We start from the raw sequence: 13,357 nt of genomic DNA on the forward strand, positions 1-13,357 counted from the left end.
GTCCGAATGCTCTTCTAAACCTAGCATTCGCTAGGTTTTTTTATGCCTATTCGGACAGAAATTTCGCTAATCGAGAAATAAAAATGGGCATACAAAAAATACTCAATGCTGAAGCTCAATACGGTGTACCTGTGAAGATATTCACCAACGATATTGATAATGAAAGCATTGAACAACTGAAGAAAATGGCACAACTGCAATTTGTTTATTCTCATATTGCAGTCATGCCCGATGTACATGTTGGTAAAGGTGCGACAGTCGGAAGCGTTATACCAACTAAACATGCAATTATACCCGCAGCTGTGGGCGTAGATATTGGCTGTGGTATGAATGCGATTCGACTCAATTTAAAAGCTTCACAACTTCCTGATAATCTTTCGTCATTGCGTAATGCAATCGAAAGAAAAGTTCCCGTAGGATTTGAGTTACATAAACAAGTGAAAGCGAAAGCATCTAGCATTATTCCGTTAGAAAAACGCTTACAACCAATCGTAAAAAAACATCCTGGTTTAATCAGAATGCTCAGAAATTTTGATTTAACTTGGCAAAAACAACTTGGAACTTTAGGTGGTGGCAACCATTTTATTGAACTCTGCTTAGACGAAAATCAAGATGTTTGGGTCATGTTACATTCTGGCAGTCGTGGATTAGGTAATGTGATCGGAACGTATTTTATTGATCTGGCGAAGAAAGAAGCTCAACATCGCTTTGGTCATGTTCCTGATAAAGATTTAAGTTATTTCGCAGAAGGATCATGTAGTTTTAATGATTATGTTGAAGCCGTTGAATGGGCTCAAGAATATGCTTTTGAAAATCGTCGTGAAATGATGCGATTAATTTTAGAAGCCATTCGCCCCCTACTTCCACCCTTTCAACTCACTAAAGAAGCTATAAATTGCCACCACAATTATGTCAGTCGAGAGAATCATTTCGGTGAAGATCTTTTTATAACACGTAAAGGAGCAATTCGTGCTGGACCTGATGAATTAGGAATTATTCCGGGTTCTATGGGTACACGTTCTTATATTGTTAAAGGTAGAGCAAATCCTGAAGCATTCTGCTCATGTTCACATGGTGCAGGTCGGAGAATGAGTCGTCATAAGGCAAAATTGTTATTTAGCCAAGATGATTTAATTCAACAAACTCGAGGAATCGAATGTCGAAAAGATCCAAGTGTAATTGATGAAATTCCTAGCGCTTATAAAGACATCGATCAAGTCATGCAGAATCAATCGGATCTCATCGAGATCATTCACACGCTTAAACAAGTTCTATGTATAAAAGGTTAAATAAATGAAACTTAAAGAAATGCCTAAAATCAAAGTTCGCAATCCCGTCGCATTATCCCCTTTACTACAGAAAGGTGGAATACATGAAACTGAGAAGCCTCGTGCACAACATCGTCGGGATCGTCAACAAACCAAACAACAACTAAGTAAAGGTGTTTGGTAATTTTTATCTTAAATCTTGAATATATAAGATTCAAAAGTGTGGAGAATTAAAATGTTTATTTATCTTAAATTTGGCAATAAAAAAGCGACTCATAAGAGTCGCTTTTTTTAGTTCAAAAACTCAATTATTGAGCTTGTTGACCTGGTTGAACTAAAACAGTACGGCTACCAGTGATCGCAGCGAATACGCGACGGTTCATAGCACGACCTTCTTTAGTTTTGTTGTCAGCAATCGGTTGATCCCAAGCGAAACCTTGAGTAGACAAACGAGATGCATCAACGTTGTATTCGTTTACAAGAGCTGATTTAACAGAGTTAGCACGAGCTAAAGATAAACGTTCGTTTAACTTACGTGGACCAGTGTTATCTGTGTGACCTTCAATACGAGCAGTCGCATTCGGGTATTCAGCTAACTTCTCTGCAACTTTAGCAATTTCAGATTTGTATTGTGGTTTGATGTCTGACTTGTTTGTATCAAAGAATACGCGAAGTTCCATGTTAAGGTCTTCAGTCAATTCTTGTGGCTGCGGCTGTGGTTGAACTGGTACTGGTTCAACTGGAGCAACTTCTACTACTGGGGCAGCTGGCTTCAAGTGACCGCCAAGAACTACGTTTAAACCAGCAAGAGCTGTGTAGTTCCAGAAGTCTTCATCGATATTATAAGTACCACGAGCTTCTGTACGAAGAGATAAAGCATCATTTAAGCGCCAGAAAGCACCAAAACCAGCATTACCTAAAGTACCTTCTTCTTTCAAACCACGACCAACACGACCCAATTGAGCTTCGTTAGCATCAGTGAAAGAATATTTATAATGACCAGCACCTAATAATACGTATGGCTTGATTTTGCTATCGTAGTTTTTAGTGATTAGATCAGAAGTAACATAGAAGTTACCGTTGATTTGTTGTTGCTTGTATTCACCATTCGGTGCTGCACTAGTAACGTCACCTTTAACTTGGTTGTATTCAGTTTCAAAACCCAACCAAGGTGTTAATTCAACACCAAGAGCTGCACCAACGAATAAATCGTCCTGTAACTCACCAGCATTTGTTAAGTTTTCAGTGCTGTTGTTGTGCTTAGAATCTTGGAATGTGTAACCAAGCATTAATGGAGTTACTGTTACACCCGCATTAGCAGCAGCTAAAGGAGCAGCAACAAGCATAGCAAGTGCAATACGACTCAATTTCATGGATATCCTCCAGAGATAACAATTGTTTGTTGTTCAAGCTTAGCCTATGAGTTTTGGCCCCATAAACACAGAAGTGTTCACAGTATTATTTTTAAGCTATTCACTTCACTTTGAATCATACAAACACTTGATGAATTTTCCAAGTGCTTGATAACTTTAACCTCGTAAATTATTGACAAAATTTCTTACAATTTCCGTTGTAGTTCAGTAAATTTTAATTCAATTTTAAAGTCTGAATAGCTTATTGTTCGCTCTCTTCAAGTTTAACAGCATTTGCTGCATGAAGTAATCTTTAGTTTCGCAATAGTAAACTTAAATTAATAAATACAGTAATTACTTAACACTTTGTTAATAAAAAAATTACAGAAACACCAACAGGTAATATTATGTTTAAATTTTCCGGCTTTACGCTGCCTGAAATCATCATAACGATTGCAATTTCCGCAATTTTAGTCAGCCTAGCACATCCTTACTTCATCGAAATATTAATTTCAATTGAAGTAAAACAAATTAAAAAGACTCTCACAATTTACATACAAAAAGCCAAATACGATGCACAAACCTATCAGAAAAATGTGACTTTGTGCGCAACTCAAGACTTTAGTTCTTGTAGTAGCGATTGGAATCATGGATTTATTGGTTTTCTTGACGCTAATCGTAATAAAAGACGCGATATCACAGAAACTATTCTGTATTCAAATCCAGTCCAACCTAAATATGGCTCATTGGCATGGCGTGGCACTCTGAATATTAACTCACTCACCTTTCAGGGAGATACGGGGTTACCACGTGGTTCAAATGGCAGTTTCTATTATTGTTCTAGTCGATCAAACCACCATCTCCAAATCATCTTAAGTAATATGGGGCATGTTCGTACGCAAGAAATTTCCAGCTGCTAAAAAACTCTTCAGTCTAGCGAATACGATGTAAAACACTTTATTGACAGAGTTTTTTTAATATACTGCATAGGTTTTGAACATTCTCAGCAAATTATAAGTCTGGAGACATACAATGACTGACATCGTAATTGTAAATGGCGCTCGCACAGCTATGGGCGGCTTCCAAGGTGCTTTATCGAGTGCCACAGCACCTGAATTAGGTGCTATCACGATCAAAGAAGCGATCGCACGTTCAGGCTTACAACCAACTGATGTTGAAGAAGTTATCATGGGTTGTGTTCTTCCAGCGGGACTAAAACAAGGACCTGCACGCCAAGCAATGCGTAAAGCAGGCTTACCTGACTCTACAGGCGCTGTAACAATTAATAAATTGTGTGGCTCTGGTATGAAAGCAGTGATGCAAGCAGCAGATATGATCAAAGCTGGTAGTGCTGAGATCGTTGTTGCTGGCGGTATGGAGTCAATGACCAATGCTCCTTACGTATTACCAAAAGCTCGAGCAGGTTACCGCATGGGTCATGGTGAAATTAAAGATCATATGTTCTTTGATGGTCTAGAAGATGCAGAAACAGGTCGTTTAATGGGTTCATTTGCACAAGATATGGCAAATACTCGTGGCTATACCCGTCAGCAAATGGATGACTTTGCAATTCGCTCTTTACAACGTGCACAAAAAGCAATTACTGAAGGTTATTTCAAAGATGAAATCGTTCCAGTAACTGTTTCTAGCCGTAAAGGTGATGTTGTTGTTGATCAAGACGAACAACCATTGAATGCAAAAATTGATAAAATTCCAAGTTTAAAACCTGCATTTGCAAAAGACGGTACAATTACCGCTGCAAATGCAAGCTCTATCTCTGATGGTGCTTCTGCACTTGTACTTACTTCAGCAGATGTTGCTTCTGCACGTGGTTTACAACCTTTAGCAAAAATCATCGCTACGGCTTCTAACTCTCAACACCCTTCTGAATTCACAATTGCTCCTGTTGGTGCGATTGAGAAAGTATTGAAGAAAGCAGGTTGGGATGCACAAGAAGTTGATCTTTGGGAAATCAATGAAGCTTTTGCTATGGTGACAATGTGCCCAATCGATGACTTTAAACTAGATGCTGAAAAAGTGAATATCAATGGTGGTGCTTGTGCTTTAGGCCACCCTGTTGGTTCTACGGGATCACGTATCATTCTTACATTAATCCACGCTCTCAAGCGTACTGACGGTAAGAAAGGCGTTGCAGCATTATGTATCGGTGGTGGTGAAGCAACTGCTGTTGCGATTGAACTGATCTAAAAATAACGTGTGAACCTTACTATTAAATAATAGTAAGGTTGCAACAGAAATCCTGCTATATGCAGGATTTCTGTTTTCTATAATTACAAAAAATAATTCACCCAGCGTTCAAATATCGGTACGTTATGCAGTGTATAAAAAAACAACAAGGAGCAAAAAATGCAACTAAATCACTATTTGAACTTTAAAGGACAAACAGAACAGGCTTTTATTTTTTATCAATCAGTTTTTGGCGGTGAATTTGCAATCATTAGCCGTTATGGAGATATGCCACCGACAGAAGGTGTAACTTTATCTGAGGCCGATAAAAGCTTAATTCTACATGTATCTTTACCAATCAATGAATATACAGTTTTAATGGGATCAGATGTAAACGATCAATTCTGTGCCCCAAACGCGGGTTTCATTCAAGGAAACAATCATTATATTTCTATTAATATTGAACATGATGAAACTGAGGCACGCCGTTTATTCAATCAGCTTTCCGTTCATGGTCATATTGAAATGCAACTTGAGAAAACTTTCTGGGGTGCACTTTACGGTGCTTTTACTGATCAGTTCGGCATTAAATGGATGGTGAATTGTCAGTTAGAAGATATATAAGAAAAATCTTAAGTACTATCAAAAGAAACTTTTTTGATAGTACTTTTAAACATCAATATTTGAGTATTGTGCAATTATCATCAAACCGATGGTAATAAAACCGATTCCAATCCAACCCGCTAAATCAATATTCTGCCCCAAAAAAACTTTTGCTAGTGCTGCTGTCGCAATTACACCAATACCAGACCAAAGCACATATAAAATTCCGGCTTGCATATATTTCAAAGCAATCGCAGCACAAGTAAACGAAATAAGATACAGTACCAAAGCAATAGCTTGATCCAGCTTATTGACCAATCCATTTGCTTTGGCTGAATAAAAAGTTGAAAGTACATCAGTTGCTATAGCGATTAATAGCCAAATTACACCTGGATTGATTTTTGATAAGAGAGTTAGCATTGTTATTTTTCAGCTCTTGATTAATCCAATTTTACAAAACAAAAAAGCTGAACCTTAGTTCAGCTTATTGATTATGGGTGGCTTATGCACCAGTTTGATAGCTTGCTTGAGGTACAGCTGTTGAAGCTTGATAAGGATTTGTAAAGTCCAGCAGACCAGCTGCTGCTTCCTGAATATCTTTACCTTCTTTTACTACAAAGGTATCAAAGCCAGAGCGTTTTAAATAATTTAAAACATCTTTAAAGATATCGCCCACTGCACGTAACTCACCTTGATATCCTTGACGGCGCAATAATGCTGCGAATGAATATCCACGACCATCATTAAAACCAGCAAACTCAATGAATATTGCATCTAATTCGCTTAAAGGGAACTGATGTGTTTCAGGTGAATCATTTACAGTGATATACAACGCTTTTTTACCTTGTATATTTGGCAATTCATTCAATTGGGCTGTTGTTAAAACAACATCACCTTGGGGAATTGCTCCATCTTCTGCAATAACTTGATAAGTATTGTCTGCAATCGTGCCATCTTTAGAAAGCACTTGTAGCGATGTATTAAGCATAAGCACGCTCCTTAAATGGCTGAATCCCTACACGACGGTATGTATCGATAAAACGCTCACCTTCAGTACGCAAATCTAGGTAAGTATTCAAAATTTCCTCGATCACGTCGGGTACAGCATCTGCAGCAAAAGATGGTCCTAAAATATCACCAATAGATGCATCATGATTCGCATTACCACCTAAAGTGATTTGATAGAACTCAGCACCTTTTTTATCTACACCAAGAATACCAATATTGCCTACATGGTGATGACCACAAGCATTCATACATCCTGAGATATTTAGGTCTAGTTCACCTAAATTATAAATGGTATCAAGATCTTCAAAACGACGTGTGATCGCTTCTGAAATAGGAATTGATTTTGCGTTAGCTAATGAACAGAAATCACCACCTGGACAGCAAATAATATCGGTAATAAAACCAATATGTGCACGAGCCATGTTGTGCTGTTCAAGCGTTTGCCACAATTCAAATAAATTTTTCTGTGGTACGTCTACCAATGAAATATTTTGTTCATGTGTAGTACGGAACTCGCCAAACGTATACTTATCTGCTAAATCAGCGATTAAGTTCATTTCTTCTGATGTTACGTCACCAGGAGCAATACCAGCACGCTTCAAAGAAATCGTAACGATACGATAACCTTTAACTTTATGAGCATTAGTATTGACGTTGTACCATTGTTTGAACTTTGGATTTTCAGCGAATAATGCTGTGAAATCCTCATCTTCTAGGTCTTGATAATCGAATGGTGTAAATTCTTCATCCAATTTTTTTAAGATTTCTGGTTGAATTCTTAGAGCTTCACGTGTGTGCTCAAATTCAGCCTCAACTTTTTGAGCAAAGACTTCTGGCGTAAGTGCTTTAACTAAAATTTTGATACGTGCTTTATATTTGTTATCACGACGACCATGTAAGTTATATACACGTAAAGTCGCTTCAAGATAAGCAATCAAATCTTCACGTGGTAAGAACTCACGAATGACGCTACCAATAATTGGTGTACGACCTAAGCCACCGCCCGCCATGATTTTATAACCAATCTCACCAGCATCATTGCGTACGATATAAACACCGATATCGTGGAACGCCGTTGCAGCACGGTCTGTTTCTTCCAGAGCAGAAACTGCAATCTTGAACTTACGTGGCAAGAACGCAAATTCAGGATGAAAAGTACTCCACTGACGAATCAATTCACAGGTCGGACGTGGGTCTGCAATCTCACCAGCAACCACACCTGCAAACTGATCAGTGGTGGTATTACGAATACAGTTACCTGAGGTTTGTATTGCATGCATTTGTACTGTTGCCAGCTCAGCAAGAATATCAGGTACATTTTCTAAAGCAGGCCAGTTCAACTGAATATTTTGACGAGTTGAAACGTGGGCATAACCACGATCATATTCAGTCGCAATTTCAGCAATTTTTCTGAGTTGTTTAGTATTCATCAAGCCATACGGCACGGCGATACGGAGCATCGGCGCATAACGTTGCACGTATAAACCATTTTGCAAACGTAATGGACGATATTCGTCTTCGGTCAATTTTCCTGCTAAATAGCGTTCTGTTTGATCGCGAAACTGAGCAACGCGTTGGTTAATCAGTTGTTGATCGAAATCCGTATATAAATACATGGCGTATGGCTAGTCATTCATTATAAAGGCGTTTAGCATAACGAGCTTTGTTTCATCAATAAAATGCTTTTTTTGCATATTTAATAACGGTTTTATTGATAAGCCTATCTAATGACTACAAAAAGGAAAAGCCCAGACGAATCTGAGCTTTTACATTCAATTTCCAAATGAAATTAGTTCTTATCTGGTAAAGCATACGCTACCAGATAATCACCCATTTTAGTACCAAATGAACCGTGTCCACCTGCCATAATTACGACATATTGCTTACCGTTAGCTTCATAAGTCATTGGTGTTGCCTGACCACCTGCAGGTAAACGAGCTTCCCATAACTTATCGCCATTTGAAACATTAAAGGCACGGATGTAGTTATCTTGAGTCGCCCCAACAAACATCACATTACCTGCTGTTGAAATCGAACCACCTAAACCTGGTACTCCAATTTTCACTGGTGGTAATTGGAATAGATTTGGCAAACTATCACGAATCGTACCAATACGTTTTTTCCAAACCACTTCATGTGTTTTTAAATCCACACCAGCAACAAAGCCCCAACCAGGTTGCTTACAAGGCAAACCGAATGGAGACAGGAACGGACTAATATCTACACCATATGGCGTACCATACATCGGTTGCATGCCCTGCTCTGTACCCGCACCACGTGCGACTGCTTGACGGTTTGGATCTGCTGGAATTAAACGACTTACGAATGGCAAGCCAATCGGGTTCATGACTGCAACTTGACGATCAGCATTCACTGACATACCGCCCCATTCGAATACACCGAGATTACCAGGGAATACTAAAGTGCCATTTTCAGAAGGTGGTGTATAAATACCATCGTAATTCAAACGTTTAAACTTCACCCGACACATTAACTGGTCAAACATGGTGGCACCCCACATGTCTTTATCTGTTAATTTATCTTTAGGTGCTAAGTTAAAGTCAGAGAATGGTTGAGTTTTAGCATAGAACTCACCTTTAGTTTGTGGTCCCCACTTCACTGTTTGCGGAACTGGTTTTTCAGTAATCGGTACTATTGGCTGACCATTACGACGATCTAAAACAAAGGCATTTCCTGTTTTAGTTAAGACATAAATCGCAGGGACCGTTTGACCAGATTTATCCTGAATATCCGCCAAAGAAGGTTGAGATGGTACATCCATATCCCACAAATCATGATGTGTGGTTTGGAAACTCCAAACTAGCTTACCTGTGGTTGCATTAATCGCCAGCATTGAGTTCGCATAGCGCTCTTTCAACTCAGTACGGTCGCCTCCCCAAATATCAGGTGTACCTACACCTGTCGGTACATAGACGATGTCCAATTTTGCATCATAAGCAAGTGGCGCCCATGCATTTGGCGAGTTATGCACAAATGTTGTGTCTTGACCTGGCATTGCATTCGGATCAGCAGCACCCGTATCGAATACCCACAGCAACTTACCAGTATTCACGTCATAACCACGAATCACACCTGATGGCTCTTTATTCGAATGGTTATCGGTCACTGAACCTGCAATTACCACTGTAGTACCAGATACAACACCTGGTGAAGTTGGGTTATAGCCACCTGGATAGGCATATGGCATGAATTCTTGTAAATTCACTTCGCCATTTTGACCAAAGTCAGAACATGCTTTACCTGTATCTGCGTTCACCGCAACTAAACGACCATCATTAACCGGAACAAAAACTTTACGAGGACATTCAGCCGAAGTTGATTTTTTCGCCTGTAAACTGGTTGCAAACTCAGTGGTGTTTGCAGCATCGTAATACATCACACCACGACAAGTTAAATGTTGGAAAGTCTTGTCCGTTTTAAGTTTTGGATCAAAACGCCATTTTTCTTTGCCTGTTGCTGGATCAAGTGCAATCAAATGTTGATGTGGCGTACACATATACATATTGTTGCCGATTTTAATTGGTGTCACCTGATTAGTTGTTTCACCTGAGTCATTTTCAGTTCTAAAATCACCTGTACGGAATGTCCAAGCAACTTTCAAATCTTTGACATTTTTGTCATTAATTTGAGTCAGAGGAGAATAACGCTCCCCTCCTTGACTACGACCATAGGCAGGCCAGTCCTCAGGTGCTACACCATCAACTGCTTTCGCTTGTGCAGGTTGAGGTGTTTGAATCACACCATTAATTTCTTGAGGATCATTAAAGATCGAGTACACCATCACCACAATAGCGATAACTAAAGTCGATGATAGCGCAACCTTACTTGAGCCAAGTTTATCAATACCTCTTGTTACAGCAGGTACTAACAACCACAAACCCAACACACCCAAAACATCAAGACGTGGAGCCAGTGCCCAGAAGTCCGTTCCAACTTCCCAAACACCCCAAATCACACTTCCTAACATTAAAGCGGCATAGACCCAGAGTGGACCAGAAGCACGCTTATAAAGTTGTACTGCTACGATGAGTAACAACACACCTGCAATCACATAATAAAAAGACCCACCAATAGCTGCGAGCCATACACCACCAATAAGCAGGAACAAAGCAATGAGGGCAAGGATCATTACCGTCAACGTTCGCAATCCTGATTTTGAAGCAGATTGATTCATAAGATCACCTTGCATCTTTGTATTTATTAGAATGACTAAGCAAATGATCAATTCGCTTAACATTCAATTGAAAAGCTAAAGCGTTCTATAGTCCGATTGAGTTGCAAACATGAGCTATAGAACTCCGAATAAAACACTTAAAAAATGGTTTGAAACTTGACACCACCCACCCATGTTTTATCGCCATTTTTCAAGGCACCGACATGGTGTACATATTGAATATTTGGACGGATGGTCAACCAATTAGTTGCATGGATGCCGTAATACAACTCAGTATTGTATTCTTCATCCAATAAAGGATTGTTTTTGTCATTGGCATGAATACGTGCTACGCCGAGTGCTAGTTCATCTTGTGGACGCTGATTGAGCAGACCTTTATAAACCAATCCAACATTTTGCATATCTTTGATGGAGTTGGTTTTTGAATCATGTACTGTGACATTCACAAAACCAGTTAAACCACGATCAGATTGATCATCATGACGTGTTAATTGCTGTTTGGCAGTAAACCAACCGCCTTGTTTATGTCCAGTTTTGCTTGGGTTTTCAATTTCAGCAGCATCGGCAGTGCTGTAGTAGTAACCAAAACGGTATTCACCTAAAAGAGATTGTTGACCAAGTTTTGGTGCCCAGACCAGCTCAGCTGGAATAATCGCACCATGTGATCCATCTGTACTTAAGTTAAAGCCTTTACCACGCTGTAAGTTCTCTGGGTTATATTCATACGCACCAATTTGCGCATATAAATCTGGCTGCAGGTTATATTTGACTCGCAATGCCCATTGACTGACAGGCCAGTTGTACCATTGATCACCCACCCAATTGCCGACTTGAGAGCCACATAATGCCAAGTTTTGGAAATCACAGTTAAAACTGTTGAAATCCTCACCTTCACCAAAACGTCCCACCTTAATATCTAAAGTTTGATCTAAAAATTTCTTTTTGATCCATAGATCAGTTAAACGCCAAGTTTGACCACGCCCCCAAACTTCTTGGGTAGAACTTAGATGTCCTTGTAAACCATCTGCAGTTTGGGACAATGATTGGCCATCTCGATAGGTCACCGTGATTTGAGCTTCAGTGTCTTGCCAACCTAAAATTTTATTTAAGTCAAAGTGTGTGCCTAAAGCCAGTTGCCCAGTGAATTCACTGCCATGACTTGAATGTTGTTTAGAATCTAAAACCCCTGCAAATTCACCTGTGTAATCAGCAGAAAAGTTATAACCTTGATCTTGTAACGCAGTGCGTTGACCGTTCCAATCACCCAACAGCCATTGACCATGAGGATCAAATGCGGAAGAAGCTGCTTGAGTGTGATGTGTGAAAAGACTCAATGAAAGAACGGATAAACAAGATACAACCCATGATTTAGAGATTGTCATGTTTACGTAACCTTTTATGTTTTTGTATATAAAAGGTTACGCCCATTTTTAATTGATTAATTTATTCAAAATGTTAATCACTTGATTAAATGTGCAATATTTTACCAAGTTGCGATTGTATGCACATATTTTCTACCATTTTCCTTGACCCAAACCTTGTCCGATAAATTGATAGCGCATTTGAGAACGTGAAAATTTGATTGGGCATGCTAATTGAGGCTCAGTTTGATCGGCATTTTCAGATAAAGGCACATCAACCACCCAACCGCGTTGTTTTGCAATCGGTGAAGTCAAAGCTTCATCTAAGCTCAACACTGGCTCCACACAAATATCTAATTGCGAAAAAATTGATTGCCACTCAGCAAAATCTTTGGATCTAAACTTTTCCTTTAAGGCTTGTTTAATCACTTGACGATCTTCGGGGTCAAAAGAACTACCTTTTGCCATCAATATAGGTAAATCTAATGCAGCAGCTAACCCAGTCATAAACTGTGGTTCTAAACTTCCTACAGAGAAATAACGACCATCTTTGGTTTCATAATAGTCATAGAAAATAGCACCATTCAGCATCCCTTGCTCAGGACCTTGTGGTGTCTGACCAGCCAAACTTGCTGAGGCGGCCATACTATTTAAACTAGCCACACAGTCCGTCATAGAAATATCTATGTATTGCCCCATACCACTACGCTGACGCTCAACTACAGCAGCTAAAATCCCAATAACCGCATGCAAAGAACCTCCTGCGACATCCGCAATCTGTACACCCAATGGAGGTGGTCCACTATCTTGTCGACCACTATGACCCGAAATACCAGCTAAAGCTAGATAGTTAATATCATGCCCTGCACGATCTTTATATGCACCTGTTTGACCGTAACCTGTAATAGAACAATAGATTAATCGAGGATTGATCTCAGCAAGCGTTTCATAATCCACCCCTAATCGACGCATCACATCTGGTCGAAATTGTTCAAGCAGGATGTCAAACTCTGAAATTTTATTTTTAATTAACTCAATATTTGAAGCATCTTTTAGATCAAGCGTAATGGACTGTTTATTTCGATTAAGATAACTATGCGCAGTGGCTTGACCATTGGCATAAGGTGGCACGATTCGAACCAAATCTGGACGACTCGGAGATTCTACATGGATAACTTCTGCACCCATGTCTGCAAGATACATACTCGCGAATGGACCAGGCAACAAAGTAGAAAAATCTAGAACTTTCAATCCCTTTAAAGCAGTTGGCATAATAATTTTTACTCATATTGTTCAAATTTTCTTTTATACTAGGTTCGGATAAACACAAAAACAATGTCATGTTCAGCCATTTACCTTGATAGTTTCGGCAATTTAACATGT

Annotated in this window: 12 protein-coding genes; 5 read left to right on the top strand and 7 right to left on the bottom strand. The window is 39.3% G+C overall.

Annotation, left to right across the window (positions count from 1 at the left end):
* The first annotated feature begins 83 nt into the window (after window positions 1-83).
* Together F948_RS11350 and F948_RS16500 are read left to right on the top strand one after the other, a co-directional pair.
* Window positions 84-1,289: an RtcB family protein gene (locus F948_RS11350; protein WP_004963928.1), complete on the top strand. Its 1,206-nt coding sequence runs from the start codon at window positions 84-86 to the stop codon at window positions 1,287-1,289.
* A gap of 4 nt (window positions 1,290-1,293) precedes the next feature.
* On the top strand, window positions 1,294-1,452 hold the full coding sequence (locus F948_RS16500; RefSeq protein WP_004963933.1) for a hypothetical protein: 159 nt from the start codon (window positions 1,294-1,296) through the stop codon (window positions 1,450-1,452).
* A 124-nt stretch (window positions 1,453-1,576) separates the two neighbouring features.
* Here the strand turns inward: F948_RS16500 and omp38 are convergent, their stop codons facing one another.
* On the bottom strand, window positions 1,577-2,641 hold the full coding sequence (gene omp38 / locus F948_RS11355; protein WP_004963936.1) for an outer membrane protein Omp38: 1,065 nt from the start codon (window positions 2,639-2,641) through the stop codon (window positions 1,577-1,579).
* A 386-nt stretch (window positions 2,642-3,027) separates the two neighbouring features.
* Here omp38 and F948_RS11360 point away from each other — a divergent pair, with 386 nt between their 5' ends.
* From F948_RS11360 to F948_RS11370, 3 genes are all read left to right on the top strand, one after another.
* The gene (locus tag F948_RS11360; protein ID WP_004963938.1) at window positions 3,028-3,540 is read left to right on the top strand and encodes a GspH/FimT family protein; all 513 of its coding nucleotides are present in this window, start codon (window positions 3,028-3,030) and stop codon (window positions 3,538-3,540) included.
* Between the two features lie 112 nt (window positions 3,541-3,652).
* Window positions 3,653-4,828, top strand: coding sequence for a thiolase family protein (locus F948_RS11365; RefSeq protein ID WP_004963942.1), 1,176 nt, complete (start codon window positions 3,653-3,655; stop codon window positions 4,826-4,828).
* 159 nt (window positions 4,829-4,987) lie between these two features.
* A complete protein-coding gene (locus F948_RS11370) occupies window positions 4,988-5,431 on the top strand; it encodes a VOC family protein (RefSeq protein ID WP_004963946.1) in 444 nt (147 codons plus the stop codon).
* Between the two features lie 45 nt (window positions 5,432-5,476).
* On the opposite strand, the gene F948_RS11375 is transcribed toward F948_RS11370, so the two are convergent.
* From F948_RS11375 to F948_RS11400, 6 genes are all read right to left on the bottom strand, one after another.
* Window positions 5,477-5,830 (bottom strand): DMT family transporter, encoded by a 354-nt coding sequence (locus tag F948_RS11375; RefSeq protein ID WP_004963950.1) that lies wholly within the window; start codon window positions 5,828-5,830, stop codon window positions 5,477-5,479.
* A gap of 82 nt (window positions 5,831-5,912) precedes the next feature.
* Entirely contained in the window at window positions 5,913-6,398 is a 486-nt protein-coding gene (locus F948_RS11380) for a DUF934 domain-containing protein (RefSeq protein WP_004963954.1), read from the bottom strand.
* Window positions 6,391-8,034, bottom strand: a complete 1,644-nt coding sequence (locus tag F948_RS11385) for a nitrite/sulfite reductase (protein WP_004963959.1) — start codon at window positions 8,032-8,034, stop codon at window positions 6,391-6,393. Before F948_RS11385 ends, F948_RS11380 begins: the two co-directional genes overlap by 8 nt.
* Before the next feature lie 173 nt (window positions 8,035-8,207).
* A complete protein-coding gene (locus F948_RS11390) occupies window positions 8,208-10,613 on the bottom strand; it encodes a glucose/quinate/shikimate family membrane-bound PQQ-dependent dehydrogenase (protein ID WP_004963963.1) in 2,406 nt (801 codons plus the stop codon).
* Window positions 10,614-10,750: 137 nt separating this feature from the next.
* Window positions 10,751-11,995, bottom strand: coding sequence for a carbohydrate porin (locus tag F948_RS11395; protein WP_004963964.1), 1,245 nt, complete (start codon window positions 11,993-11,995; stop codon window positions 10,751-10,753).
* A 132-nt stretch (window positions 11,996-12,127) separates the two neighbouring features.
* Window positions 12,128-13,246 (bottom strand): CaiB/BaiF CoA transferase family protein, encoded by a 1,119-nt coding sequence (locus F948_RS11400; protein WP_004963966.1) that lies wholly within the window; start codon window positions 13,244-13,246, stop codon window positions 12,128-12,130.
* Window positions 13,247-13,357 lie beyond the last annotated feature (111 nt).

The sequence above is a fragment of the Acinetobacter junii CIP 64.5 genome (assembly GCF_000368765.1).
Classification (GTDB): domain Bacteria; phylum Pseudomonadota; class Gammaproteobacteria; order Pseudomonadales; family Moraxellaceae; genus Acinetobacter; species Acinetobacter junii.

What these genes read in the sequence shown, in the direction of transcription:
- omp38 (WP_004963936.1), bottom strand. Translation starts at nt 2,641, where the DNA reads ATGAAATTGAGTCGTATTGCACTTGCTATGCTTGTTGCTGCTCCTTTA.
- F948_RS11395 (WP_004963964.1), bottom strand. Translation starts at nt 11,995, where the DNA reads ATGACAATCTCTAAATCATGGGTTGTATCTTGTTTATCCGTTCTTTCA.
- F948_RS11360 (WP_004963938.1), top strand. Translation starts at nt 3,028, where the DNA reads ATGTTTAAATTTTCCGGCTTTACGCTGCCTGAAATCATCATAACGATT.
- F948_RS11390 (WP_004963963.1), bottom strand. Translation starts at nt 10,613, where the DNA reads ATGAATCAATCTGCTTCAAAATCAGGATTGCGAACGTTGACGGTAATG.
- F948_RS11370 (WP_004963946.1), top strand. Translation starts at nt 4,988, where the DNA reads ATGCAACTAAATCACTATTTGAACTTTAAAGGACAAACAGAACAGGCT.
- F948_RS11375 (WP_004963950.1), bottom strand. Translation starts at nt 5,830, where the DNA reads ATGCTAACTCTCTTATCAAAAATCAATCCAGGTGTAATTTGGCTATTA.
- F948_RS11350 (WP_004963928.1), top strand. Translation starts at nt 84, where the DNA reads ATGGGCATACAAAAAATACTCAATGCTGAAGCTCAATACGGTGTACCT.
- F948_RS16500 (WP_004963933.1), top strand. Translation starts at nt 1,294, where the DNA reads ATGAAACTTAAAGAAATGCCTAAAATCAAAGTTCGCAATCCCGTCGCA.
- F948_RS11385 (WP_004963959.1), bottom strand. Translation starts at nt 8,034, where the DNA reads ATGTATTTATATACGGATTTCGATCAACAACTGATTAACCAACGCGTT.
- F948_RS11380 (WP_004963954.1), bottom strand. Translation starts at nt 6,398, where the DNA reads ATGCTTAATACATCGCTACAAGTGCTTTCTAAAGATGGCACGATTGCA.
- F948_RS11400 (WP_004963966.1), bottom strand. Translation starts at nt 13,246, where the DNA reads ATGCCAACTGCTTTAAAGGGATTGAAAGTTCTAGATTTTTCTACTTTG.
- F948_RS11365 (WP_004963942.1), top strand. Translation starts at nt 3,653, where the DNA reads ATGACTGACATCGTAATTGTAAATGGCGCTCGCACAGCTATGGGCGGC.